At 54.5% G+C, this 25,591-nt stretch carries 22 protein-coding genes; 8 read left to right on the top strand and 14 right to left on the bottom strand.

Annotation, left to right across the window (positions count from 1 at the left end):
• Positions 1 to 649 precede the first annotated feature (649 nt).
• From gltB to NAZ64_RS21200, 5 genes are all read left to right on the top strand, one after another.
• Entirely contained in the window at positions 650 to 5,110 is a 4,461-nt protein-coding gene (gltB, locus tag NAZ64_RS21220; protein ID WP_023214002.1) for a glutamate synthase large subunit, read from the top strand.
• A gap of 9 nt (positions 5,111 to 5,119) precedes the next feature.
• The gene (gene gltD, locus NAZ64_RS21215) at positions 5,120 to 6,538 is read left to right on the top strand and encodes a glutamate synthase subunit GltD (RefSeq protein ID WP_000081633.1); all 1,419 of its coding nucleotides are present in this window, start codon (positions 5,120 to 5,122) and stop codon (positions 6,536 to 6,538) included.
• A 207-nt stretch (positions 6,539 to 6,745) separates the two neighbouring features.
• On the top strand, positions 6,746 to 7,849 hold the full coding sequence (locus tag NAZ64_RS21210; protein ID WP_115285636.1) for a PDDEXK nuclease domain-containing protein: 1,104 nt from the start codon (positions 6,746 to 6,748) through the stop codon (positions 7,847 to 7,849).
• Between the two features lie 115 nt (positions 7,850 to 7,964).
• Positions 7,965 to 9,218 (top strand): cytosine permease, encoded by a 1,254-nt coding sequence (gene codB, locus NAZ64_RS21205; protein ID WP_000076263.1) that lies wholly within the window; start codon positions 7,965 to 7,967, stop codon positions 9,216 to 9,218.
• Positions 9,205 to 10,485, top strand: coding sequence for a cytosine deaminase (locus NAZ64_RS21200; RefSeq protein ID WP_483641029.1), 1,281 nt, complete (start codon positions 9,205 to 9,207; stop codon positions 10,483 to 10,485). The genes codB and NAZ64_RS21200 overlap by 14 nt, the downstream gene beginning before the upstream one ends.
• 81 nt (positions 10,486 to 10,566) lie before the next feature.
• On the opposite strand, the gene nanQ is transcribed toward NAZ64_RS21200, so the two are convergent.
• The 12 genes from nanQ to zapE all read right to left on the bottom strand — a co-directional run bounded on the left by nanQ (position 10,567) and on the right by zapE (position 20,794).
• Complete coding sequence (gene nanQ / locus NAZ64_RS21195) at positions 10,567 to 11,034, bottom strand: N-acetylneuraminate anomerase (RefSeq protein ID WP_115285635.1); 468 nt, start codon at positions 11,032 to 11,034, stop codon at positions 10,567 to 10,569.
• Entirely contained in the window at positions 11,031 to 11,906 is an 876-nt protein-coding gene (nanK, locus tag NAZ64_RS21190; protein WP_079826531.1) for an N-acetylmannosamine kinase, read from the bottom strand. The genes nanQ and nanK overlap by 4 nt, the downstream gene beginning before the upstream one ends.
• Positions 11,903 to 12,592, bottom strand: coding sequence for an N-acetylmannosamine-6-phosphate 2-epimerase (locus tag NAZ64_RS21185; protein ID WP_115285633.1), 690 nt, complete (start codon positions 12,590 to 12,592; stop codon positions 11,903 to 11,905). The genes nanK and NAZ64_RS21185 overlap by 4 nt, the downstream gene beginning before the upstream one ends.
• A gap of 46 nt (positions 12,593 to 12,638) precedes the next feature.
• On the bottom strand, positions 12,639 to 14,129 hold the full coding sequence (gene nanT / locus NAZ64_RS21180) for a sialic acid transporter NanT (protein WP_000108071.1): 1,491 nt from the start codon (positions 14,127 to 14,129) through the stop codon (positions 12,639 to 12,641).
• A 115-nt stretch (positions 14,130 to 14,244) separates the two neighbouring features.
• Positions 14,245 to 15,138: an N-acetylneuraminate lyase gene (nanA, locus tag NAZ64_RS21175; RefSeq protein ID WP_001029667.1), complete on the bottom strand. Its 894-nt coding sequence runs from the start codon at positions 15,136 to 15,138 to the stop codon at positions 14,245 to 14,247.
• Positions 15,139 to 15,272: 134 nt separating this feature from the next.
• Positions 15,273 to 16,064, bottom strand: a complete 792-nt coding sequence (nanR, locus tag NAZ64_RS21170; protein WP_000382926.1) for a transcriptional regulator NanR — start codon at positions 16,062 to 16,064, stop codon at positions 15,273 to 15,275.
• Between the two features lie 108 nt (positions 16,065 to 16,172).
• Positions 16,173 to 16,673, bottom strand: coding sequence for a ClpXP protease specificity-enhancing factor (gene sspB / locus NAZ64_RS21165; protein WP_000366112.1), 501 nt, complete (start codon positions 16,671 to 16,673; stop codon positions 16,173 to 16,175).
• 5 nt (positions 16,674 to 16,678) lie between these two features.
• Positions 16,679 to 17,317 (bottom strand): stringent starvation protein SspA, encoded by a 639-nt coding sequence (gene sspA / locus NAZ64_RS21160; RefSeq protein ID WP_000257298.1) that lies wholly within the window; start codon positions 17,315 to 17,317, stop codon positions 16,679 to 16,681.
• 262 nt (positions 17,318 to 17,579) lie between these two features.
• Positions 17,580 to 18,332, bottom strand: coding sequence for a DUF695 domain-containing protein (locus tag NAZ64_RS21155; protein ID WP_077948637.1), 753 nt, complete (start codon positions 18,330 to 18,332; stop codon positions 17,580 to 17,582).
• Positions 18,333 to 18,531: 199 nt separating this feature from the next.
• The gene (rpsI, locus tag NAZ64_RS21150; protein ID WP_000829815.1) at positions 18,532 to 18,924 is read right to left on the bottom strand and encodes a 30S ribosomal protein S9; all 393 of its coding nucleotides are present in this window, start codon (positions 18,922 to 18,924) and stop codon (positions 18,532 to 18,534) included.
• A 15-nt stretch (positions 18,925 to 18,939) separates the two neighbouring features.
• Positions 18,940 to 19,368: a 50S ribosomal protein L13 gene (gene rplM, locus NAZ64_RS21145; RefSeq protein WP_000847559.1), complete on the bottom strand. Its 429-nt coding sequence runs from the start codon at positions 19,366 to 19,368 to the stop codon at positions 18,940 to 18,942.
• Positions 19,369 to 19,669: 301 nt separating this feature from the next.
• Positions 19,670 to 20,794, bottom strand: coding sequence for a cell division protein ZapE (gene zapE, locus NAZ64_RS21140; protein WP_024797488.1), 1,125 nt, complete (start codon positions 20,792 to 20,794; stop codon positions 19,670 to 19,672).
• 192 nt (positions 20,795 to 20,986) lie between these two features.
• Between zapE and zapG the strand changes: the two genes are divergently transcribed.
• The 3 genes from zapG to degS all read left to right on the top strand — a co-directional run bounded on the left by zapG (position 20,987) and on the right by degS (position 24,072).
• Positions 20,987 to 21,385: a Z-ring associated protein ZapG gene (gene zapG, locus NAZ64_RS21135; RefSeq protein WP_001519074.1), complete on the top strand. Its 399-nt coding sequence runs from the start codon at positions 20,987 to 20,989 to the stop codon at positions 21,383 to 21,385.
• Between the two features lie 156 nt (positions 21,386 to 21,541).
• A complete protein-coding gene (gene degQ / locus NAZ64_RS21130; RefSeq protein ID WP_023217459.1) occupies positions 21,542 to 22,909 on the top strand; it encodes a serine endoprotease DegQ in 1,368 nt (455 codons plus the stop codon).
• 92 nt (positions 22,910 to 23,001) lie between these two features.
• On the top strand, positions 23,002 to 24,072 hold the full coding sequence (degS, locus tag NAZ64_RS21125; RefSeq protein WP_000497705.1) for an outer membrane-stress sensor serine endopeptidase DegS: 1,071 nt from the start codon (positions 23,002 to 23,004) through the stop codon (positions 24,070 to 24,072).
• A 33-nt stretch (positions 24,073 to 24,105) separates the two neighbouring features.
• Here the strand turns inward: degS and NAZ64_RS21120 are convergent, their stop codons facing one another.
• The gene (locus NAZ64_RS21120; RefSeq protein ID WP_220569605.1) at positions 24,106 to 24,837 is read right to left on the bottom strand and encodes a triphosphoribosyl-dephospho-CoA synthase; all 732 of its coding nucleotides are present in this window, start codon (positions 24,835 to 24,837) and stop codon (positions 24,106 to 24,108) included.
• A 19-nt stretch (positions 24,838 to 24,856) separates the two neighbouring features.
• On the bottom strand, positions 24,857 to 25,591 hold a 735-nt coding region (locus NAZ64_RS21115), incomplete at its 5' end, for a sodium ion-translocating decarboxylase subunit beta (RefSeq protein WP_483641028.1).

Raw genomic sequence — 25,591 nt, 5'->3', positions numbered from 1 at the left:
AAAGAGGCCAAAGCCTGCCATTTTTAGTCTCCTTTGGCGATGACCTGGATCAATCGTCCCGGAAGGCTTTTATCCATTGCATAATCAAGCAAAATAAACGATATTTCATTCATAATCCCGCTGATGATTTTTCCTGATATTCCCCTCTTTTTTCAGCGTTTGCTGGGTCATCGATAAAAACAGTATCATTCAATACTGCTCACGCTTAAAACAGCATAAAATGCTAAGATTTTTGAAAAAACAAGGTCAGATAACGCCTGGCGAGCGGCTCTTATAGTGAGACAGATCACAGGCTTTCTGCCGCTCCGTATTAGCGGCCACTCTATAAAAAACCTTTTAATTTCAATATATTCAAAAAGTTATCTGTGCTACAGCACACTTTTTCATAAATCAGTTTGCCATTTGACCTGGGTGTGGATTCCCGATAAGTTGGGGATCCGCTGGAAGCTTTCTGGATGAGCCGTCTGCTCATCATATTTATGCAGTAATTGAGATTCCCTCTTAACCGTATTTACCAATGCGCAAAGGACACAAAGAGGGCGAATGCGAGGTAAGCGTATGATGCGCCAGCCCCGTCGCCATGCTCTTGCTGTGCCCGCGCGCCGTCGGTTGGGAGAGCGTCCCGTAGAGCCTGGGGAGGTTCACTGATATGTTGTACGATAAATCCCTTGAGAAGGATAACTGTGGTTTCGGCCTGATCGCCCACATAGAAGGCGAACCTAGCCACAAGGTAGTGCGTACCGCCATACACGCGCTGGCCCGGATGCAGCACCGTGGCGCGATCCTTGCCGACGGTAAAACCGGCGACGGTTGCGGCTTGCTGTTACAAAAACCTGACCGTTTCTTTCGCATCGTGGCCGAAGAGCGCGGCTGGCGCTTAGCCAAAAACTACGCCGTCGGGATGATCTTTTTGAATAAAGATCCTGAACTGGCCGCCGCGTCACGCCATATTGTCGAAGAAGAATTACAGCAGGAAACCCTGTCGATTGTCGGCTGGCGCGATGTGCCAACCAATGAAGGCGTGCTCGGTGAAATCGCCCTCTCCTCCCTGCCGCGTATTGAGCAGATTTTTGTCAACGCTCCGGCGGGCTGGCGTCCGCGCGATATGGAGCGCCGTCTGTTTATCGCCCGCCGACGTATTGAAAAACGCCTGCAGGACGACAAAGATTTCTACGTATGCAGCCTGTCGAACCTGGTCAACATTTATAAAGGTCTGTGTATGCCGGCGGATCTGCCGCGCTTCTACCTGGATCTTGCGGATCTGCGTCTGGAATCGGCCATCTGCCTGTTCCACCAGCGCTTTTCCACTAACACCGTGCCGCGTTGGCCGCTGGCGCAGCCGTTCCGCTACCTGGCGCATAACGGCGAGATTAACACTATCACCGGCAACCGCCAGTGGGCGCGCGCCCGTACCTATAAATTCCAGACGCCGCTGATCCCGGATTTACAGTCCGCTGCGCCGTTTGTTAACGAAACCGGTTCGGATTCCAGCTCGCTGGACAACATGCTGGAACTGCTGCTGGCAGGCGGGATGGACATCATCCGCGCCATGCGACTGTTGGTGCCGCCCGCCTGGCAGAACAACCCCGATATGGACCAGGATCTGCGCGCCTTCTTTGACTTTAACTCCATGCATATGGAACCGTGGGACGGTCCGGCAGGCATCGTGATGTCCGACGGGCGCTTCGCCGCCTGTAACCTTGACCGTAACGGCCTGCGCCCGGCACGCTACGTCATCACCAAAGACAAGCTGATTACCTGCGCCTCCGAAGTCGGTATCTGGGACTATCAGCCGGATGAAGTGGTCGAGAAAGGCCGCGTCGGCCCAGGCGAACTGATGGTGATCGACACCCGCGGCGGACGTATTCTGCATTCCGCGGAAACCGATGACGATCTGAAAAGCCGCCATCCGTATAAAGCGTGGATGGAAAAGAATGTTCGCCGTCTGGTGCCGTTTGAAGAGTTGCCAGATGAAGAAGTCGGTAGCCGCGAACTGGACGATGACCTGCTCGCCAGCTATCAGAAACAGTTTAACTACAGCGCCGAAGAGCTGGACTCGGTTATCCGCGTGTTGGGCGAAAACGGCCAGGAAGCCGTCGGCTCAATGGGCGACGACACCCCCTTTGCCGTGCTCTCCAGCCAGCCGCGTATTATTTACGACTACTTCCGCCAACAGTTCGCGCAGGTCACTAACCCGCCTATCGACCCGCTGCGTGAAGCGCACGTCATGTCGCTCGCCACCAGCATCGGTCGCGAAATGAACGTCTTCTGCGAAGCGGAAGGTCAGGCCCATCGCCTGAGTTTTAAATCGCCAATTCTGCTGTACTCCGATTTCAAACAGCTCACTACCATGAGCGAGCATCACTACCGCGCCGACTGGCTTGACATTACCTTTGATGTCACCGAAACCACACTGGACGCGACGGTTAAGGCGCTGTGCGATAAAGCGGAACAGATGGTGCGTAACGGCACCGTGCTGCTGGTCCTCTCGGATCGCAATATCGGTAAGAATCGCCTGCCGGTGCCCGCGCCGATGGCGGTGGGCGCGGTGCAAACGCGTCTGGTGGAACAAAGCCTGCGCTGCGACGCCAACATCATCGTAGAAACCGGAAGCGCCCGCGATCCGCATCACTTTGCGGTACTGCTCGGCTTTGGCGCAACGGCCATCTATCCGTACCTGGCCTACGAAACGCTGGGGCGTCTGATTGATACCCAGGCCATCGCTAAAAACTACCGTACCGTGATGCAGAACTACCGCAACGGCATCAACAAGGGGCTGTACAAGATTATGTCCAAAATGGGCATTTCGACCATTGCCTCTTACCGTTGCTCCAAACTGTTTGAAGCGGTCGGGCTGCACGATGATGTGGTAAACCTGTGCTTCCAGGGCGTGGTCAGCCGTATCGGCGGCGCGAGCTTTGATGACTTCCAGCAGGATCTGCTGAATCTCTCCAAACGCGCCTGGCTGGCGCGCAAACCCATTAGCCCTGGCGGCCTGTTGAAGTACGTCCACGGCGGCGAATATCATGCCTATAACCCGGATGTCGTGCGTACCCTGCAACAGGCGGTACAGAGCGGCGAATACAGCGATTATCAGGAATACGCCAAACTGGTCAATGAGCGTCCGGCGGCAACGCTGCGCGATCTGCTGGCGATACATCCAGACGGCGAGGCGGTGACTATTGACGAGGTTGAACCCGCCAGTGAGCTGTTTAAACGCTTTGATACCGCAGCCATGTCTATCGGCGCATTAAGTCCGGAAGCGCACGAAGCGCTGGCGGAAGCGATGAACAGCCTCGGCGGCAACTCCAACTCCGGCGAAGGCGGTGAAGACCCGGCGCGCTATGGCACCAATAAAGTGTCGCGTATCAAACAGGTGGCCTCCGGTCGCTTTGGCGTGACGCCGGCGTACCTGGTCAATGCCGATGTGATCCAGATTAAAGTCGCGCAGGGCGCGAAACCGGGCGAAGGCGGTCAGTTGCCGGGGGATAAAGTCACTCCGTATATCGCTAAACTGCGCTATTCAGTGCCGGGCGTGACGCTGATCTCCCCGCCGCCGCACCACGATATCTACTCTATCGAGGACTTAGCGCAGCTGATTTTCGACCTCAAACAGGTCAACCCGAAGGCGATGATCTCCGTGAAGCTGGTGTCCGAACCGGGCGTTGGCACCATCGCGACCGGCGTGGCGAAAGCCTATGCGGATCTGATCACTATCGCCGGCTACGACGGCGGTACCGGCGCCAGCCCGCTCTCTTCGGTGAAATACGCTGGCTGCCCGTGGGAACTCGGACTTGTTGAAACCCAGCAGGCGCTGGTCGCTAACGGTCTGCGTCACAAGATTCGTCTGCAGGTGGACGGCGGTCTGAAAACCGGCGTCGATATCATTAAAGCGGCGATTCTCGGTGCGGAAAGTTTCGGCTTCGGCACCGGCCCGATGGTGGCGCTGGGCTGTAAATACCTGCGCATTTGCCATCTGAACAACTGCGCAACCGGCGTAGCAACTCAGGATGACAAGCTGCGTAAGAACCACTATCACGGCCTGCCGTTCAAAGTGACTAACTACTTTGAATTTATCGCCCGCGAAGTGCGCGAGCTAATGGCTTCACTTGGCGTGACCCGCCTGGTGGATTTGATTGGCCGCACCGACCTGCTTAAAGAGCTGGAGGGCTTCACCGCTAAACAGCAGAAGCTGGCGCTGTCTCGTCTACTGGAAACCGCTGAACCTCATCCGGGTAAAGCGCTGTACTGCACCGAGAATAACCCGCCGTTTGATAACGGCGTGCTGAATGCGCAACTGTTGCAGCAGGCGAAGCCATTTGTCGATGCGCGCCAGAGCAAAACCTTCTGGTTCGACATCCGCAACACCGATCGTTCCGTCGGCGCGTCGCTTTCCGGCTACATCGCACAGACCCACGGCGATCAGGGGCTGGCTTCCGATCCGATTAAAGCGCACTTCAGCGGTACCGCAGGCCAGAGCTTTGGCGTGTGGAACGCGGGCGGTGTGGAGTTATATCTGACTGGCGATGCCAACGACTATGTCGGTAAAGGTATGGCAGGCGGTTTGATCGCCATCAGACCACCGGTAGGTTCCGCCTTCCTCAGTCATAAAGCCAGCATTATCGGCAACACCTGCCTGTATGGAGCGACCGGTGGCCGTCTGTACGCGGCGGGCCGCGCGGGCGAACGTTTCGGCGTGCGTAACTCCGGGGCGATTACCGTGGTAGAGGGCATCGGCGACAACGGCTGTGAATACATGACCGGCGGCATCGTCTGCGTGCTGGGTAAAACCGGCGTTAACTTCGGCGCGGGGATGACCGGCGGCTTCGCCTATGTGCTGGACGAAGATGGCGAATTCCGTAAACGCGTGAACCCGGAACTGGTAGAAGTACTGGACGTTGATTCGCTGGCTATCCACGAAGAGCATCTGCGCGGCCTGATCACCGAGCACGTGCAACATACTGGTTCGCAACGCGGCGAAGAGATCCTGTCCAGGTGGTCAAGCTTCTCAACCCAATTCGCGTTAGTTAAGCCCAAGTCCAGCGATGTCAAAGCCCTGTTGGGCCACCGTAGTCGTAGTGCGGCAGAATTGCGCGTGCAGGCGCAGTAAGGAATTGAAATGAGCCAGAATGTTTATCAATTTATCGACCTGCAGCGCGTTGATCCGCCGAAGAAACCGCTGAAGATCCGTAAGATCGAGTTTGTTGAAATCTACGAACCGTTTTCTGAAGGTCAGGCGAAAGCCCAGGCGGATCGCTGTTTGTCCTGCGGGAACCCCTACTGCGAGTGGAAATGTCCGGTACATAACTACATCCCGAACTGGCTGAAACTGGCTAACGAAGGGCGTATTTTTGAGGCGGCTGAGCTATCGCACCAGACCAACACCCTGCCGGAAGTGTGTGGCCGCGTCTGCCCGCAGGACCGCCTGTGTGAAGGCTCCTGTACGCTGCACGACGAGTTCGGTGCAGTAACCATCGGTAACATTGAGCGCTATATCAACGATAAAGCGTTTGAGATGGGCTGGCGCCCGGATATGACCGGCGTGCGCCAGACGGACAAACGGGTAGCGATTATCGGCGCAGGTCCGGCAGGGCTGGCGTGCGCCGACGTGCTGACCCGCAACGGCGTGAAGGCGGTAGTCTTTGATCGCCATCCGGAAATCGGCGGCCTGCTGACCTTCGGTATTCCAGCTTTCAAACTGGAAAAAGAGGTGATGACCCGCCGTCGCGAGATCTTCACCGGCATGGGTATTGAGTTCAAACTTAATACCGAAGTGGGCCGCGACGTCGAGCTTGACGAGCTGTTGAAAGAGTACGACGCGGTGTTCCTTGGTGTCGGAACCTATCAGTCAATGCGCGGCGGGCTGGAAAATGAAAATGCGGACGGCGTATTCGACGCTCTGCCGTTCCTGATCGCCAATACGAAGCAGATCATGGGGTTTGGCGAAACCAGCGACGAACCATATGTCAGCATGGAAGGCAAACGCGTGGTGGTGCTGGGCGGCGGCGATACCGCAATGGACTGCGTACGTACCTCCATTCGTCAGGGCGCAACGCACGTAACCTGTGCTTATCGTCGTGATGAAGAGAACATGCCGGGTTCCAGACGCGAAGTGAAAAACGCGCGCGAGGAAGGTGTCGAATTTCAGTTTAACGTTCAACCGCTGGGCATTGAAGTCAATGCCAACGGCAAAGTGAGCGGCGTAAAAATGGTGCGCACTGAAATGGGCGAACCGGATGCCAAAGGCCGTCGGCGGGCGGAGATCGTCGCCGGTTCCGAGCATGTGGTTCCGGCTGATGCGGTGGTGATGGCGTTTGGTTTTCGTCCACACAGCATGGAATGGCTGGCGAAACACAGCGTGGAACTGGACTCGCAGGGACGAATTATCGCGCCGGAACGCAGCGATAATGCTTTCCAGACCAGCAACCCGAAAATCTTCGCCGGTGGCGACATCGTGCGCGGTTCCGATCTGGTGGTGACGGCGATTGCCGAAGGCCGTAAGGCGGCTGACGGGATTATGAACTACCTCGAAGTGTAACCCTTCCGGCTCCCCGGTTGATGCCTTGTGCTGATGGCTGGGGAGCCGATATTCCTCTCCTCAATATCTCTCCTGCCGATTCTGGAAACCCGCTCGTAAATCGAGATGTAATGCCATGTAAAATCCGTTCATGGATTGATCCGTTTACGCCTGAAGCGTATTGATAGCGTTCTAATTTCACAATGAAACTATCACGTAAGGGATGACATGACGAATCCAACTTTAGCGCCACAGTCTGATGAATATCAGCAAATTCATAACGGAATTGTTCAACTGCTGGATACAGCGCGGACACAAACCGTTCGCAGCATCAACACCATCATGACAGCAACCTATTGGGAAATGGGTCGACGCATTGTTGAATTTGAACAAGGCGGTGAAGCCAGAGCTGCTTATGGTGAACAGCTAATTGATCGTTTATCACAGGATTTAAGCCAAAGATATAAACGAGGTTTTTCTGCCAGTAATCTATGGCAATTTAAAAAGTTTTATCTTTATTTTCAAAAAATTGAGATTCTCCAGACAGTGTCTGGAGAATCTCTCCATTTGGCGCAACTGGCTAAATCTTTCCCACTCCCCTGGTCGGCGTATGTCCGCCTCTTGTCGGTAAAAAATCCCGATGCCCGCACTTTTTACGAGAAAGAGACGCTACGTAACGGCTGGTCCGTACGGCAGCTCGACAGGCAAATCGCCACTCAATTTTACGAACGAACGCTACTGTCCCACGACAAATCCGCCATGTTGCAGCAGCCTGCACCCGCCGAGCCAAACGTTTTGCCGGAGCAAGCCATACGCGACCCGTTCATTCTGGAATTTCTTAACCTGAAGGACGAGTATTCCGAATCAGATCTCGAAGACGCGCTGCTCAGCCACCTGATGGACTTTATGCTGGAGCTCGGTGACGATTTTGCTTTTGTTGGCCGCCAACGCCGACTACGCATAGACGACAGCTGGTTCCGCGTCGATCTGCTGTTCTTCCATCGTCGCTTGCGCTGCCTGTTGCTCGTTGACCTGAAGGTAGGCAAATTCAGCTATAGCGATGCCGGGCAGATGAATATGTACCTGAACTATGCCAAAGAGCACTGGACAATGCCCGGAGAAAACCCGCCAGTCGGCCTGGTTTTGTGCGCAGGGAAAGGCGCGGGGGAAGCGCATTACGCGCTGACTGGCCTGCCAAACACCATCATGGCGAGCGAGTACAAAGTGCAGTTGCCCGACGAAAAATTACTCACAGACGAACTTATTCGTTCGCAAACCATGCTGGAAACTCAACTCACACGCGGTGGTTCACTGACAACGGAGAAAAACTAGCGAACCATTAATTCCATGAATAATTATCAAGAAAATATCACACGAAAACGTTTGCTTTATTCTGAGAACTGTATATTATGCGGCGGATTTTTTGGGCAAAATTCATGGAGGCGTTGTGTCGCAGGACAACAATTATAGCCAGGGCCCCGTCCCTCTGGCGGCGCGGAAGGGCGTGATTCCACTGACGTTTGTCATGTTGGGTTTAACGTTTTTTTCCGCCAGTATGTGGACCGGAGGGACACTCGGCACCGGTCTTTCTTATAATGATTTCTTCCTCGCAGTTCTCTTCGGTAATCTCCTCCTCGGTATCTACACTGCATTTCTTGGTTACATCGGCGCAAAAACCGGACTCTCCACCCACCTCCTTGCACGTTACTCCTTTGGCGTTAAAGGCTCATGGCTTCCCTCCTTGCTGCTTGGCGGCACACAGGTAGGCTGGTTTGGCGTTGGCGTAGCGATGTTCGCTATTCCGGTCAGTAAAGCGACGGGCATTGATGCCAATATTCTGATTGCCGTTTCGGGTCTGCTGATGACCCTGACCATTTTTTTCGGCATCTCGGCGTTGACCATTTTGTCTATCATTGCCGTACCCGCGATCGTGATTCTGGGCAGCTACTCCGTCTGGCTGGCGGTCAGCGGCGTGGGTGGGCTGGAGCATTTAAAAACGATAGTGCCGCAGACGCCGCTGGATTTTTCCAGCGCGCTGGCGCTGGTGGTGGGCTCGTTTGTCAGCGCCGGTACATTAACCGCCGACTTCGTCCGCTTCGGGCGTCATGCCAAAAGCGCCGTACTGATTGCGATGGTCGCTTTTTTCCTCGGCAACTCGCTGATGTTTATCTTTGGCGCGGCAGGCGCTGCCGCTGTCGGTCAGGCGGATATCTCTGACGTGATGATAGCGCAGGGGCTGCTGCTGCCCGCGATTGTGGTGCTCGGCCTGAATATCTGGACCACCAACGATAACGCGCTGTACGCATCGGGTCTGGGCTTCGCCAATATTACCGGTCTTTCCAGCCGCACGCTGTCGGTGGTGAACGGGATTATCGGTACCGTGTGCGCGCTGTGGCTTTACAATAATTTTGTCGGCTGGCTGACGTTCCTGTCATCGGCCATCCCACCGATTGGCGGAGTGATTATTGCCGACTATCTGTTGAACCGCCGCCGCTATGCCGACTTCAACACCGTGCGCTTTATTCCCGTTAACTGGATTGCTATTCTTTCCGTCGCGCTGGGCATCGCCGCCGGACATTATGTTCCTGGTATTGTGCCCGTCAACGCCGTACTCGGCGGCGTCTTCAGCTATATCCTGCTGAATCCACTTTTCAACCGCAGCCTTGCTAAATCACCAGAGGTCAGCCATGCAGAACAATAACATCACCATTCGTCAGGCGCGTCTGCAGGGACACGAAGGATTATGGCAGATTACGATTGAAAACGGGCGCTTTAGCCGGATTGAGCCTCAGGAAGCCGCATCGTTACCGCAGGGCGAAGTGCTTGATGCCGAAGGCGGTCTGGCTATTCCACCGTTTGTTGAGCCACATATCCACCTGGATACCACGCAAACGGCGGGTGAACCGAGCTGGAACCAGTCCGGCACACTGTTTGAAGGGATTGAGCGCTGGGCAGAACGTAAAGCAATGCTCACGCATGAAGATGTGAAAGCGCGCGCGATGCAGACCCTGAAATGGCAGATGGCTAACGGCATCCAGTACGTTCGTACTCACGTTGACGTTTCAGATCCTACGCTCACCGCGCTGAAAGCCATGCTGGAAGTGAAGCAAGAGGTTGCGCCGTGGGTAGACCTGCAAATCGTCGCCTTTCCGCAAGAAGGTATTCTGTCTTATCCCAACGGTGAAGCGCTGTTAGAGGAAGCCGTGCGTTTGGGCGCTGACGTTATTGGTGCCATTCCGCACTTTGAGTTCACGCGGGAATATGGCGTTGAATCGCTGCACAAAATCTTTGCACTGGCGCAGAAATACGATCGCTTGATCGATGTGCACTGCGACGAAATTGATGACGAGCAGTCTCGCTTTGTCGAAACGGTCGCGGCGCTGGCGCATCGTGATGGCATGGGGGGGCGCGTGACCGCCAGCCACACCACGGCTATGCACTCGTACAACGGCGCGTATGCGTCACGCCTGTTCCGCCTGTTGAAAATGTCGGGGATTAACTTCGTCGCCAACCCGCTGGTGAATATTCATCTGCAAGGGCGGTTTGACACTTACCCGAAACGTCGTGGCGTCACGCGGGTGAAAGAGATGCTGGAAGCGGGGATCAACGTCTGCTTTGGCCATGATGACGTCTTCGATCCGTGGTATCCATTAGGCACCGCAAATATGCTGCAGGTGCTGCATATGGGGTTACACGTTTGCCAGTTGATGGGGTATGGGCAAATCAACGATGGGTTAAATCTGATCACTACCCACAGCGCAAAAACCCTGCATTTACAGGACTACGGTCTGAGCGTCGGCAATGCCGCGAATCTGGTTATCTTACCCGCTGAGAATGGATTTGATGCGGTACGTCGCCAGACGCCTGCCCGTTACTCGATTCGCCACGGGCGGGTTATTGCCGAAACGGTGCCGAGCCAGACGACGCTGCACCTGACCCAGCCGGAAGCCGTGACGTTTAAGCGTTAACCCGTCATACCCGCGCTCTCCGGCACATTCACCACGCAGCCCGTAAGGGGCTGCGTTCGGAAGACTGCTGCGGCAAGAGATTCAGGCCGCCAGCAGACTGGCGCGTACTTTCACTACCACTTTTTTGATGTCATCTGGCTCACCCACTGCACATCCCGGTTTATGTGGTTCTCCCGGCATAAACACAGCAAACATCCCCGCTTGCAGCGTAATAGTCTGCTCGTCGGCAATTTGACTACAAAGCTGGTAATCCTCTTCAACGTGCATCTCCTCGCACTGGCGAGCGGCACCGGACATCCCAAACGCAATACGCTCGACGCCGGTTAGTAGTAGCTGAATATCAATGTATTGTTCATGCAATTCCGCTTTCTTCTCTGCCAGCATTTGCGTCGTTAACTGCATTACATTCATAAAGATATTGTCGCCCTGCAATTCATAGCGCCCCGGCGCTTTCTCCTGCGGTCTTGCCGCCAGCGCAAGAGTCAAGGCATCCAGCAGTCGCGGATGCAACCCGCAAGAAGGCAGCGACTGTACTTCCCCCATCATCATAATGTGTCTCCTTGAGCTAACAAAGCAGCGCCTAATAATCCTGCGTCATGCCGATAGTGAGCGGCGCTCAGTGCCACGTGATAAGGCGCAGGCTCTTGCATCAAAAACGCGCGAACCTGCTCCAGGTATCCCTCAGCTAACCCTACACTGCCGCCAATAACCACACACTGGCAGCCGGTAATCGCTTTCACATCGGCGATCATCCGCGCTATTACCTGCGCGGATTGGCTTACCAGATGTCGCGCCTGCTGATGACCTTCGCCAGCGCGAATAAATAGGGTTTTGGCATCGCATCCCGCCAGATCGTCCCGCGCCGCCGCGGCCAGCCCTCGTCCGGAGGCGATAGCCTCTACGCAGCCAACGCGTCCACAGCCGCATACGGGACCGTGTGGGTCCGCCAGGGTGTGTCCCAGGTGCCCGGCCAGACCGCCTTTTCCGGTAAGAAGCTTGCCGTCGCAGACAACGCCGCCGCCAACGCCGGTTGAAACGGTGATAAATACCATATCGCGGATATCATCAGGGAGCGCGTGATACTCCGCCCAGGCCGCCGCCTGCGCGTCGTTCACCGCCAGCGTCGGCAGGCCAGCGATCGTTTCCAGTGTTTGTACTAACGGAAAGTGTAGCAAGCCGCCCAGATTATGGGGGTTTAGCGCCAGCAGCATCCCTTCCTGAATGATCCCGGTAGAGGCTATCGCTACCTGACGCGCCTCTGCCCGTAGCGGTTCAACCAGCGCCTTTAATGCTTCACGTAACGCGTCCGGCGTTTTGCTCGCAGGGGTCGGCAGCTCGCGACGCTGGCTAATGCGCAAGTTGTTGTCGATGAGCGCGGCGGCAAGTTTAGTACCGCCAATATCGATTGCTAACGTAGTCATGACGCCACCTTTTTTAATGCATCGTTATACCATCCACAGATATGTTCCAGACGGGTAATGGCGGACCCTACCGTCACCGCCCATGCGCCATAACGGATCGCCTCCGCCGCCAGTGCTGGCGAGTTATAGCGCCCTTCGGCTATCACCCGGCATCCGGCGTCATGCAACGCTTTGACTAAGGGCAGATCGGGTTCCTCCGGCGTATCGGGGGTGGTGTAGCCAGACATTGTCGTGCCGATAATGTCCGCGCCCAACCGTTGACAGGCGAGACCATCGTCCACGGATGAGCAGTCGGCCATCGCCAGTAGATGGTGGTGATGAATGCGCGTCAACAACGCCTCAACGGCTACCGGCCGTTGCCGAGCGGTTCCATCAACGGCGATAATATTTGCGCCGGCCTGCGCCAGCGCATCTACATCGTCGAGAAAAGGGGTAATGCGCACTGGAGAGTCGTCCAGATCGCGTTTGATAATGCCGATAATGGGTACCGAAACGAGCGAGCGGGCCACGCGCAGGTTGTCTATGCCTTCAATACGCACCGCAACCGCGCCCGCCTGTTCCGCCGCCAACGCCATTGCCGCTACAATCTCCGGCTTATCCAGCGGGCTGCCCGGAACGGGTTGGCAGGAGACAATCAGGCCGCCAGAAGCGGCAATATTTTTATCCAGTTGTTCAAGTAACGACATACTACTCCCTTACAAATATTGCCCGGTTTAAAACCGGGCAAGCGGATTAACTTTTCGTTTTTACAAAGGCACCTTTACCACTGCCAAGCGGTACGGCTCCGCTGAACGGTTTGTCGTCGATAGCATCGTGGGTACGTAACGCTTCCGGACGTAGCCAACGCTGTACGCGAGACGGCATATCAAGCCCAATAAGCAGGATCACGACAAACGTCAGGCTGAAAGAGAGCGATGCCAGCGCAGTGCCCAGATCCAGACGTTGAGCGATCAGTGCTCCCAGGATCGGCGCCAGCGCGCCGCCGAGCGCGCCGACGTTATAAGTAAAGCCCAGCCCCGCCGCGCGCTGATCGGTATCGAAGTAACCGCCGATCAGTTTCGGCAGAATCCCGGCAATCCCCTGCCCCAACATCTGTTGGAAAAACAGTAGCAGACCCAGAACCCAGACGTTTGTGCCGCCAATCGCAAAGACCGGAATAATGAGGATTTGCGAGGCCAGCAGGCTACAGACATAGGCTTTACGCGTTCCCAGCCAGTCGCCAAGAAAACCGCCTACGCAGCAACCAACCGCCGCGCCAAATCCGCTAAAGAACAGGACATTCGCCACCGTATGCGGATCGTAGGCCAGCTCGGTTTTCAGATAAGTGGGTAATAGCGCCTGAATCGGCCAGGAATAGAGGAAAGCAAACAGTACCACCAGCATCAGCATGACGCCAGTGGGCCAGCGTTTACCGCTGCTCTGCACCATAAAGCTGATAAAGATAACCGCGCACAGTAGTCCCAGCCCCGCCACAATCGCAGCATTTTGTAGGTTACCGGCAAAACAGAACCACAGCGCAGCGGCGGCGGCGAAGGTCATTAAAATGTTGATGATGCGATGTTCGCCCCGATAAAGAATGTCAACCATCGTGCGTACCGGCGCTTTACCCGCGTGTTTCTCTTTCCAGTCTTCCGCTTCTGGAATGTTTTTCCGCAGCCAGAGGGCGAAGATAATTGGCAAAATGCCAATGAAAAACAGCGCGCGCCAGCCCCAGACAGGCACCACCAGGCTGTACACCTGCGCGGCAACGACCGCGCCGACGGAGAAGCCGGAAATCAGAAAACCGCTGGCTTTATTGCGTAAATGTTTTGGCCAGCTTTCAATCACATAGGTCGCGCTGGAACCATATTCGCCCGCCATGCCCATACCAATCACCAGTCGGGCGATGAACATGGTGGTGTAACCGGGCGCAAACCCGCAGGCCAGGGTTCCCACCGAAAACAGAATGATGCTGCTGACCATCGCCAGACGACGCCCATAGCGATCGCCCATCGCGCCCAGTAATAACCCGCCGAACCAGCGAGAGATAAAAGCCGCAGAAATCAGGCTTGCCGCCTGTACCGTCGTCAGCCCAAATTCGCTTTGTACCTCAGTCAGTACAAGAGCAATCAACACAAAATCAAAACCATCAAGCAGATATCCCAGCCAGGCAGCGGAAAATGCCCGCCATTGCGCCCGGTTGAGATGGCGATACCACGGGATGTTCTGGGTAGAAGTACTCATTTTACTCTCCCGACGATTTTTGTTGTCGTTATGCCGAATGGCGGCTCCGCCTTATCCGGCCTACCGCTCACACTGTTGTAGGCCGGGCAAGCGTAGCGCCCCCGGCATTATGCTGTTACGCCTTTTCTTCCATCAGTTGTTGAGCCAGCGCCTTGAGCGCCGGCAGGTATTTTTCATCAACAGGCGCAAACGGTTTACGACACAGCGGCACCGATACCACGTCCATATAATGCAGGACCGTTTTCAGGCCGCGGAATACGCCGGTTTTAATCAGTAAATCAATAACCTTATTGCACTCGGTTTGCAGGCGCTGCGCTTTCGCCACATCGCCCTCACGTAATGCCTGCACAATCCCCTGATAACGCCAGCCCATAATGTTGTATGTGCTGCCGATACCGCCGTCCGCGCCCGCCAGCAGACCGGAAGCGAAGATTTCGTCATAACCGTTGTACAGCACCAGATCCGGATGCGCGCGGCGGATCTGCTCCATCTGGAAGAGATCGCCGGAGGTTTGCTTCAGCGCGCTCACGCCCGGTAATGTCACCAGCGTATTGATCTGATCGAGGGTAAGTTTTACGCCGCTTAACGCCGGAATGTTGTATACCACCATCGGCAATCCATCTGCGGAATCAATGATTGCCCGATAATGGTCACAGTGCTCTTCAAAACTGAAAGGGTAATAAAAAGGCGTCACCGCAGAGACCGCATCAAAACCGTAACGCTTTGCGGCGCTGGCAAGCTGCTGGCTTTCTGCGGTGCTTACCGTCCCGACATGGGCGATCAGCGTGATTTTTCCCTTCGCCTCCTCGGCGACAATCTCCAGTACCTGCTCTCTTTCAGCAAGGCTCTGTACGAATGCTTCCCCGGTGGAACCGCCAACGTACAGCCCGTCGATACCCTGCCCGATGTTAAAACGCACCAGACGGCGCAGGCTTTCGCTATCCAGTTGCTGCTGATGATCAAATGGGGTCAATAACGCCGCCATTACGCCTTGCAATGCTTTTGCCATACCTACCTCTACGGATGATGAATATATTAACTACCTACCTTTATACCTGTTATACCAGATCAAATAAGCAGCAAATAATACAGAACGCTTATAGTGCGATCTGCTTCACTAAACCGGGATCGGAGGTGCGATCGCTACCGCATTTTTTGACTTTTTTTACCGAGCGCGTGCCAGGTAGCGGAAACGCTATTGAGGTGGGTTTGCAGAGCGCGATCCGCTTTATCGGGATCTCGCTGGCGAATGGCATCAACAATCACAATATGCTGTTGATAACTCACGTTATTATGTTCATGCAGCTCACGATCGGGAACGCTTGGGCGAGCGGCGATTAGCCAGTCCAGCAGAGCAACATGAATAGCCATAAAGATCGGATTGCCGGGAATTTCAGCCAGCACCCGGTGAAACTCGACATCCGAACGAATAAACAGCGCGTTGTCATCCAGCGACTGGCTATTAATTTCCAGCGCTTTCGTTAACAACGCGATCTGCTCGTCGGTGGCATGTTCCGCCGCATAGCGTACCAGGCTGGATTCAAAGAAAAGCCGTAGCTGTTCAAAGTGAGCGATGCCGCCAGGATGAGTAAGAAAATCTTTCGCCATACCCGACAGTTCGCTGATGATGGTATCAGCAGAGGGGCGCGAGACGCGGGCGCGTTCGCCGTTATTGATTTGCACCAGACCTTTACGCTTCAGCGCAGCTAACGCTTCACGCACGGAGGGACGCCCCACATTGAAGAAGGCCATTAATTCACGTTCAGACGGTAGCTGTTCTCCCTCGCCAAACTCATGACGGCGGATCATCTGCTCCAGCTCTTCCTCAACCATTTCAGACAGTTTTTTACGCGCCAGCGGGCGGCGGCGCAAACTACGCCCGAGGGATGTCGGTGAATCTTCTGCTTGCGAATCAAATGCGTTCATAACGTCCATTCATGAGTGGTCGGTGGCAAATAATAGCAAGCTTATCGTAACACAGCTTCAAAAGCAGGGTGAACCCGCGAGGAGACCAAACAAAACAGGCCCTTCCGGGCCTGTTGATTATTTTACTACACGCAGCGCCGGACGTCCGCCACGCGGCGGAGGCGGCTCGTCATCAGGGCTACTGTCGTCATCGTGGTCGGGCTTATCGCCATCAATGACGGACATCACGGTCTCGCTTTCCGCGCCTGCGGTATTGTCATCATCATTTAAGCTGACAACGTCTTCATCATAGGCGGCTTCAGGCTCAAACATGGTGCCTGCGCCGTTTTCACGGGCGTAAATCGCCAGCACCGCAGCCAAAGGCACAGAAACCTGACGGGGAACGCCGCCGAAGCGCGCATTAAAACGCACTTCATCATTAGACAGCTCCAGATTACCTACCGCCCGTGGCGCAATATTAAGGACGATTTGCCCATCGCGCGCATATTCCATAGGGACATGCACGCCAGGCAGCATCACATCCACCACCAGATGCGGGGTCAACTGGTTATCCAGCAACCACTCGTAGAAAGCACGCAACAGGTAAGGACGACGCGGCGTCAACTGTGACAAATCCATACAGGTTAACCCCGACCGAGGCGCATTTCACGTTCAGCTTCGGTTAAAGAAGCCAGGAAAGAATCACGTTCAAAGACGCGGGTCATATAGCCTTTCAGCTCTTTCGCCCCTGCGCCGCTGAATTCGATACCCAACTGCGGTAAACGCCACAGGAGAGGCGCCAGGTAGCAATCAACCAGGCTGAATTCGTCGCTCAGGAAATACGGTTTCTGACCAAATACCGGCGCAATCGCCAGCAGCTCTTCACGCAGTTGTTTACGCGCAGAGTCGGCCTCGGAAGCAGACCCGTTTACGATGACGTTCATCAGCGTATACCAGTCTTTTTCAATACGGTGCATGTACAGACGGCTTTCACCGCGCGCGACCGGATAAACCGGCATCAGCGGCGGATGAGGGAAACGCTCATCCAGATATTCCATAATGATGCGAGATTCCCACAGGGTCAGCTCACGATCCACCAGTGTCGGAACGCTTTGATTCGGGTTGAGGTCAATCAGATCCTGAGGTGGATTGTCCTTTTCCACATGTTCGATCTCAAAACTAACACCCTTTTCAGCCAACACAATGCGGACCTGATGGCTATAGATGTCAGTAGGACCAGAAAACAGCGTCATTACCGAACGTTTGTTGGCAGCGACAGCCATGAAAACCTCCAGGTATATTCAGAATTTTTACTGCTACCAGCCACAATGTGACCAGCCAGATGTTATGTCACCCAGGGCGAAAAAAGCCATCATTGCTCAGAAACGAGACAAAAAATGAACATTCCCCGCTATTTGGGCAGAAAATTGGATGATAGTTTACCAGATTTTGTGACCTTTGTGGTGAGTCGATTCTGGAAATGAGGAAAAAGAGATATTCCTGGTCTGAAATGCTCGCCCCACCTGAGATATTGTCTTTCGCCTGTTATGCCTGTGCTACCGGTGCGCCCCAGCCATCAAAACTGCCGCCATGCTTTTCAGCCAGATCGGTAAGCTGGCAAGTGATTTCTGTCATATGCCATTGTTGCGGAGCATCGGTGCTGATAAAAGACGCTATAAACCCCTGTTGCGAGTCATTCATTCGAATACTGACCAGCGTTATGCCATACGGTAATGCAGCAATATCTTGCGCCAGGTCACGCGCTGCGACTTCTGTAGGCAATGTCGCATAATAATCAATAGCGCGCGGAAGCGTCAGATCATCACCTTGTTCCTGTAATCCCCGGCACACACGGGAATCGTGTATCCAGTTCCAGTCGTATCGGGTTGGATACAAGAACTGGCGGTAAAAGTTTCCTTTATCATTGTGACTCTCTCTATAACTAAAAGAGATTTCCGGGCCACCAGCGAGCAATTTATCCAGCGTCTTTTCCCAGTTAAGATCCTCTTCCGACATGAACACAAAATCGCGCCAGCCTTGTTGGGTAACCACACCCACCAGCCAGATCGGAAACGTCTTCCCCTTTTCATCAAGCCAGTCCTCTATACGATTTAAACGCTGTGTTTCATCGGGCTGCGGCAAACCATTTTCATAACAGTTGGTGTAATGAACACGTAAGAACCCGGTATGGATAAGGCGATCAAATTTTTCATCCTGGATGGCGCCGATATCCACACGTATCCCCGTAACATGGTCATCCACCGTTGTTATAAAGAATTCCCATTTATTCGACAGCATTAACGACTCTTTCTTAGTAAACAATGCGTTAAAAAATCCCACTGTGACTTCCTTTTCTCTGAGCGTGCATGAAAGATGAATAAGATGAGAATAATGCTAAAGATAGGGAGGAAAAGAGACTGGATTCGGACTTTAGCCATAAAAAAACCCGCCGAAGCGGGTTTTTTCGCTAACAGTTGTCTGCCGAAGCAGAAACCCATTAACGTTTGGAGAACTGCGGACGACGACGTGCTTTACGCAGGCCGACTTTCTTACGTTCAACCTGACGAGCGTCACGAGTAACGAAGCCAGCTTTACGCAGTTCGCCACGCAGGGACTCGTCGTACTCCATCAGAGCGCGGGTGATACCGTGACGGATCGCACCAGCCTGACCAGAGATACCACCACCTTTAACAGTGATGTACAGATCCAGTTTCTCAACCATGTCGACCAGTTCCAGCGGCTGACGAACTACCATGCGGGCAGTTTCACGACCGAAGTACTGTTCCAGAGAACGTTGGTTGATAACGATTTTACCGTTGCCCGGTTTGATGAACACGCGAGCTGCGGAACTTTTGCGGCGACCAGTGCCGTAGTATTGATTTTCAGCCATTGCCTATAATCCCGATTAGATGTCAAGAACTTGCGGTTGCTGTGCCGCGTGGTTGTGCTCGTTGCCCGCGTAAACTTTCAGTTTACGGAACATAGCACGACCCAGCGGGCCTTTTGGCAGCATGCCTTTAACCGCGATTTCAATCACACGCTCAGGACGGCGGGCAATCATCTCTTCAAAGGTCGCTTGTTTGATACCACCGATGTGGCCGGTGTGGTGATAGTACACTTTGTCAGTACGCTTGTTGCCGGTTACAGCAACTTTGTCAGCGTTCAGAACGATGATGTAATCACCGGTATCTACGTGCGGAGTGTATTCCGCTTTGTGCTTACCGCGCAGGCGACGAGCCAGTTCAGTAGCCAGACGGCCCAGAGTTTTACCGGTCGCGTCAACAACATACCAGTCGCGTTTTACGGTTTCTGGTTTAGCTGTAAAAGTTTTCATTAAAAGCTTACCCAAATAAATAAGTTACACGTTGGTGAACACCCAAACGTTTTAAATAGTTGAGGTTCACACGACAAAGTCCGGTAAACCTACCCCCTCGGATATGTTTGGCCGGCACAGAGAAAGTTTGGGAAAAAACTCTCTTGTAACGTGGGGTCGCAGGATTATAGAGAAGTCCAGGTCAAAGATCGACCCCTTTTTGCGATTTGCCGCGGGTTTTGTTCAGGCCTGGTTCACCCTCGGTCGCGGAGGTTGCACAGATATAATACCGCACAATGCCGGGACGCTGCGCTTGTCCGGCTTACGGCATATGCTCCCGCTTGAGGTACTCCGCACTCTGCATCTCTTGCAGGCGCGACAGACAGCGCTGAAATTCAAACTTGAGCCGCTCCCCCTGATAAATCTCATATAACGGCGCGGCGGCGCTGACCACCAGCTTAACGTGGCGCTCGTAAAACTCATCCACCAGAGCAATAAAGCGGCGCGCTTCGTTCTCCATCAGCGGCGTCATGACCGGCACGTCAAACAGCAGAACCGTGTGAAATAACCTTGAGAGCGCAATGTAATCATGCTGGCTGCGGGCCTCGACGCACAGCGTAGCGAAAGAGACCGCTAACGTTTGGTTTTCAACGCCCAGGGTGGATAAAGGGCGATGATTGATTTCCAGCGTCGGAGCGTGCTCGCGCGCGGCCCCCGCTAACGCCAACCATAGTTTATCCATTTGCCGCCGGGTTTCATCATTAAGCGGCGTTAGCCATAAATGGGCCTGCGTCAGCGTCCGCAGTCGGTAATCGACGCCGGCGTCCACATTCATAATATCGCAGTGCTGTTTAATGGCATCGATAGCCGGCAGGAAGCGGGCGCGTTGCAAACCGTTGCGGTAGAGTTCATCCGGCGGAATATTGGAGGTCGCGACCAGCGTAATGCCGCGTGCAAACAGCGCTTTCATTAAACCGCCCAACAGCATGGCGTCGGTAATATCGGTGACGAAAAACTCATCGAAACACAGTACGTCCGTCTCGGTTTTAAACCGATCGGCAATAATGTCTAACGGATCGATCTGCCCCTGTAGCGCGGTAAGTTCTTCATGCACGCGCAGCATAAACCGATGAAAATGCAGGCGTAGTTTTCGCTCGCCCGGCAGGCTGTGGTAGAAGAGATCCATGAGCCATGTTTTGCCGCGCCCCACGCCCCCCCACATATACAGCCCGCGAACCGGTATTTGCGTGTCCGGTTCGTTTTTGCCTAATAATTTCCCCAGTCGCGCTATCAGACCGCCGGGTGGCGTAGCCGACGATTTTTTCGCGGTGAGCGCCTGATAAAGGGTTTCCAGACGGTCGACCGCCTCTTTCTGTACGTCGTCAGGCTGATGGGTGCCTTCGTTGAGTGCCTGGAGATAACGCGATGTAGGGGAAAGGCTTTGCATAATGTTATTGTTATTCCTTGAAAATCGATGTGCCGTCGTTCACGGCTGACGAAAAAAAGGCCGTTCTACACTACGCGATATGCTGTCGGGATTCCACTTCTACGGAATTAGCGGTTATAGTGGCATAATCAGGCGCGGGCATGGAGCCTGGAGCCAACACCCTACGGAAACATAAGACAACGGGAGATGTTCATGACCTGGGAATATGCGCTAATTGGATTAGTCGTCGGTATCATCATTGGTGCCGTGGCCATGCGTTTTGGTAATCGTAAGTTACGTCAACAGCAGGCATTGCAGTACGAACTGGAAAAAAACAAAGCTGAGCTGGAAGAGTACCGTGAAGAGCTGGTTAGCCACTTCGCCCGCAGCGCGGAACTGCTGGATACCATGGCGCATGATTACCGCCAGCTGTATCAGCATATGGCGAAAAGCTCCAGCAGCCTGCTGCCGGAAATGTCTGCGGAGTCGAATCCGTTCCGTAACCGTCTGGCGGAGTCTGAGGCGAGCAACGATCAGGCACCAGTACAAATGCCACGTGATTATTCTGAAGGCGCGTCTGGCCTGTTACGTAGCGGCGCAAAGCGCGATTAATCGCACGCCGTTAAGAAATTTATCGGGCGCATCGCTTGCGCCCTCTCTCTATCTTTCCTGTCCCAGCTATTATCATTGTTACCAGGCTGAAAATTCAATAACATCAATCTGTTTTGAATTGTCTATCCGTTCATTCAAGGTACGAGAGCAGCATCCATGAAAAAACACACCCAGCTGTTAAGTGCATTAGCGTTAAGTGTCGGGTTAACTCTTTCGGCACCGTTTCCAGCCCTTGCATCGATACCAGGCCAGGTACCAGGCCAGGCGACGCTGCCAAGCCTTGCCCCTATGCTGGAGAAAGTGCTGCCTGCTGTCGTCAGCGTAAAAGTCGAGGGAACCGCCGCCCAGAGCCAAAAAGTGCCGGAGGAGTTTAAAAAATTCTTTGGCGAGGATCTGCCAGACCAGCCGTCCCAGCCGTTTGAAGGACTCGGTTCGGGGGTGATTATCGATGCCGCGAAAGGCTATGTATTAACCAATAATCATGTGATTAATCAGGCACAAAAGATCAGCATTCAACTGAATGACGGACGCGAATTCGACGCGAAGCTGATCGGCGGCGACGACCAGAGCGATATCGCTCTGTTACAAATTCAGAATCCCAGCAAGTTAACGCAAATTGCCATCGCCGATTCCGACAAACTCCGCGTCGGCGATTTCGCCGTGGCGGTCGGTAATCCGTTTGGTCTTGGGCAAACCGCCACCTCCGGGATTATTTCAGCGCTGGGACGCAGCGGGCTTAATCTGGAAGGGCTTGAGAACTTTATTCAAACCGATGCCTCTATTAACCGCGGCAACTCCGGCGGCGCGCTGCTTAACCTGAACGGCGAGCTGATCGGGATTAATACCGCGATCCTCGCGCCAGGTGGCGGGAGTATCGGCATTGGCTTTGCTATTCCTTCCAATATGGCGCAGACGCTGGCGCAGCAGTTGATTCAGTTCGGCGAAATCAAACGCGGATTGCTGGGAATTAAAGGCACTGAAATGACCGCTGATATCGCTAAGGCATTCAAACTGAACGTTCAGCGTGGTGCTTTTGTCAGCGAGGTTTTACCCAATTCAGGTTCGGCGAAGGCCGGGGTGAAATCCGGAGACGTGATTATCAGTCTTAACGGTAAGCCGCTGAATAGCTTTGCCGAACTGCGTTCACGTATCGCCACCACCGAACCGGGTACGAAAGTGAAGCTGGGCCTGCTGCGCGATGGTAAGCCGCTGGAGGTGGAAGTCACGCTGGATTCCAATACCTCTTCTTCCGCCAGCGCCGAAATGATCGCCCCGGCGTTGCAAGGCGCGACGTTGAGCGACGGCCAGCTGAAAGACGGGACGAAAGGCGTTAAGGTTGATAGCGTCGAAAAAAGCAGTCCTGCCGCGCAGGCCGGTTTGCAAAAAGATGATGTTATCACCGGCGTTAATCGCGATCGCATCAGTTCTATCGCCGAAATGCGCAAAGTGATGGCGGCAAAACCGTCCATCATTGCTCTTCAGGTAGTACGCGGCAACGAGAACATTTATCTATTGCTGCGCTAATCCTGTCTTAAACCGGGCATCAGCCTGCGATGTGATGTCCGGTTAACTCATGGTATGCTGCTGCCGTTCCCTTTTTTAACGACGCCTCCATCATGTTTGTGAAGCTCTTACGTTCGGTCGCAATAGGTTTAATTGTCGGCGCTATTCTGTTGGCCGTCATGCCTTCTTTGCGCAAAATTAATCCTATCGCCGTCCCGCAATTCGACAGTACCGATGAGACGCCAGCCAGTTATAATTTTGCGGTTCGCCGCGCCGCGCCTGCCGTCGTCAATGTCTATAACCGCAGTATGAACAGTACCGCGCATAATCAACTGGAGATCCGCACGCTGGGTTCCGGCGTGATCATGGATCAACGCGGTTATATTATTACTAACAAGCACGTGATTAACGATGCCGATCAGATTATCGTCGCGCTACAGGATGGCCGCGTCTTTGAAGCACTACTGGTTGGCTCCGATTCGCTTACCGATCTGGCGGTGCTGAAGATCAACGCCACTGGCGGGCTGCCTACCATCCCGATTAATACAAAGCGTACACCGCATATTGGCGACGTCGTACTGGCTATCGGCAACCCATATAATCTGGGACAGACCATCACCCAGGGGATCATCAGCGCAACGGGTCGTATCGGCCTGAACCCGACGGGGCGACAGAATTTTCTCCAGACCGACGCCTCGATTAACCACGGTAATTCCGGCGGCGCGCTGGTCAACTCGTTAGGCGAACTGATGGGGATCAACACCCTCTCTTTTGATAAGAGTAACGATGGCGAAACGCCGGAAGGCCTTGGTTTTGCGATTCCCTTCCAGCTAGCCACGAAAATTATGGATAAGCTTATCCGCGACGGTCGCGTGATTCGCGGCTATATCGGTATTGGCGGACGAGAAATCGCACCGCTGCACGCGCAGCAGGGTAGCGGCATGGACCCGATTCAGGGCATTGTCGTTAATGAAGTGACGCCAAACGGCCCCGCCGCGCTTGCCGGTATTCAGGTTAATGATTTGATTATTTCGGTCAATAATAAACCCGCTGTGTCCGCACTGGAGACGATGGATCAGGTGGCGGAAATCCGTCCGGGCTCCGTCATTCCGGTCGTGGTAATGCGGGATGATAAGCAGCTCACATTCCAGGTGACGGTGCAGGAATACCCGGCGTCGAACTAAAACGACGCGGCTTTTGCCCGCGTCGTTCGACGGCTAGTCAATAAAGACTGGCCCTGCCGGAAAATGTGCCAGGAAACTCGTGAAAATCAGCAGAGCGGGGAGACTTTTCTCCCCGACGGCCTCTTCACGCAGCGCCTTATCGAGTGCCAATAAGCCAGACTCGCCTCCTTCCCCCAGAATGCCGCCCATCCAGAGCAGTCGTTGCGCCTGTTGACGCGCATACTGCGATGCGCTTTTCCAGGCAACCAGATGCAGCAACGTTTGTAACAGCAGGATCCGAGACGCGTGACCATCGCGTTGTAATCGCCTGAATACGGGTAATGCAATACTACGTACCGTCGAGAAACCGCTCGCCGCCTCCTCCTCAATCGGCGATAAACCAACAGCCGCCTGTTTGACGAAATCGCATAACTGATTGTGTGTTAATGGCCGCTCGCCTGCGCTCATATACCCTGCGGCAAAACAGAGTAACCCGATACCCTGAGCCCAATCGGTCGATGGCAGAATCCCCTGCGGAACATTCGGTGCCGACGTCTGTGCGGCACAAAGCCCCTCGTCGTAACACTGTGCAAAACGTTGCTCATATATTGCTGAGTTGACGCCAGACCACGGCAGTAAATGCAGCGCTGGCTCAAGCTCAGTTATCTGATTCACCGTCTCAACAACATAATGCAAGATGGTTTCTCTGGATGGCATGGATGTACCTTGCCGAAACGCAACCATTTCACTCATTACTGTGTCCTCATTTGGCGGGAGCAGAATCACTGCTCCCGATTAGATTGGATTACATTGCCAGCACGTACTTGAGCATCACGCCCGCCGCAATGGCCGAACCGATAACCCCCGCCACGTTCGGGCCCATCGCGTGCATCAGCAGGAAGTTCTGCGCGTCCGACTCCAGGCCCACCTTGTTTGACACCCTGGCCGCCATCGGCACTGCCGACACGCCGGCGGAGCCAATCAGCGGGTTAATTTTGTTCTTACTGCACAGGTTCAGCAGCTTCGCCATCAGCACCCCGGCCGCCGTCCCAATCCCGAACGCAATCACACCCAGCAGCAGAATGCCCAGCGTCTGCGGCTGCAGGAACTTATCCGCCACCAGCTTGGCCCCCACCGACAGCCCGAGGAAAATGGTGACGATATTAATCAGCCCGTTCTGTACCGTGTCGCTCAGACGCTCCACCACGCCGCTTTCGCGCATCAAGTTGCCAAAGCAGAACATCCCCAGCAGCGGCGCCGCGTCCGGCAGCAGCAGCGCCACCAGCAGCAACAGCACCGCCGGGAACAGAATCTTCTCCCGCTTGCTCACCGTGCGCAGCTGCACCATGCGGATTTTGCGCTCCGTCTCCGTGGTCAGCGCCTTCATAATCGGCGGCTGGATTAATGGCACCAGCGCCATATACGAGTACGCCGCTACCGCAATGGCTCCCAGCAGCTCCGGCGCCAGTTTGCCCGACAGGTAAATCGCCGTCGGGCCGTCCGCGCCGCCGATAATGCCGATGGCCGCCGCCTGCGGCAG

This window comes from Salmonella sp. A1325 (assembly GCF_056991255.1).
Note: the sequence above shows the minus strand (reverse complement) of the source record. Positions and strands in the feature narration are given on the sequence as shown.

Coding starts and splice junctions, on each gene's coding strand:
- zapG (WP_001519074.1), top strand. CDS start 20,987: ATGACCTGGGAATATGCGCTAATTGGATTAGTCGTCGGTATCATCATT.
- NAZ64_RS21200 (WP_483641029.1), top strand. CDS start 9,205: ATGCAGAACAATAACATCACCATTCGTCAGGCGCGTCTGCAGGGACAC.
- degS (WP_000497705.1), top strand. CDS start 23,002: ATGTTTGTGAAGCTCTTACGTTCGGTCGCAATAGGTTTAATTGTCGGC.
- nanQ (WP_115285635.1), bottom strand. CDS start 11,034: ATGATGATGGGGGAAGTACAGTCGCTGCCTTCTTGCGGGTTGCATCCG.
- nanR (WP_000382926.1), bottom strand. CDS start 16,064: ATGGACGTTATGAACGCATTTGATTCGCAAGCAGAAGATTCACCGACA.
- zapE (WP_024797488.1), bottom strand. CDS start 20,794: ATGCAAAGCCTTTCCCCTACATCGCGTTATCTCCAGGCACTCAACGAA.
- gltB (WP_023214002.1), top strand. CDS start 650: ATGTTGTACGATAAATCCCTTGAGAAGGATAACTGTGGTTTCGGCCTG.
- gltD (WP_000081633.1), top strand. CDS start 5,120: ATGAGCCAGAATGTTTATCAATTTATCGACCTGCAGCGCGTTGATCCG.
- sspA (WP_000257298.1), bottom strand. CDS start 17,317: ATGGCTGTCGCTGCCAACAAACGTTCGGTAATGACGCTGTTTTCTGGT.
- NAZ64_RS21155 (WP_077948637.1), bottom strand. CDS start 18,332: ATGCTGTCGAATAAATGGGAATTCTTTATAACAACGGTGGATGACCAT.
- nanT (WP_000108071.1), bottom strand. CDS start 14,129: ATGAGTACTTCTACCCAGAACATCCCGTGGTATCGCCATCTCAACCGG.
- nanA (WP_001029667.1), bottom strand. CDS start 15,138: ATGGCAAAAGCATTGCAAGGCGTAATGGCGGCGTTATTGACCCCATTT.
- rplM (WP_000847559.1), bottom strand. CDS start 19,368: ATGAAAACTTTTACAGCTAAACCAGAAACCGTAAAACGCGACTGGTAT.
- NAZ64_RS21185 (WP_115285633.1), bottom strand. CDS start 12,592: ATGTCGTTACTTGAACAACTGGATAAAAATATTGCCGCTTCTGGCGGC.
- sspB (WP_000366112.1), bottom strand. CDS start 16,673: ATGGATTTGTCACAGTTGACGCCGCGTCGTCCTTACCTGTTGCGTGCT.
- NAZ64_RS21210 (WP_115285636.1), top strand. CDS start 6,746: ATGACGAATCCAACTTTAGCGCCACAGTCTGATGAATATCAGCAAATT.
- rpsI (WP_000829815.1), bottom strand. CDS start 18,924: ATGGCTGAAAATCAATACTACGGCACTGGTCGCCGCAAAAGTTCCGCA.
- degQ (WP_023217459.1), top strand. CDS start 21,542: ATGAAAAAACACACCCAGCTGTTAAGTGCATTAGCGTTAAGTGTCGGG.
- nanK (WP_079826531.1), bottom strand. CDS start 11,906: ATGACTACGTTAGCAATCGATATTGGCGGTACTAAACTTGCCGCCGCG.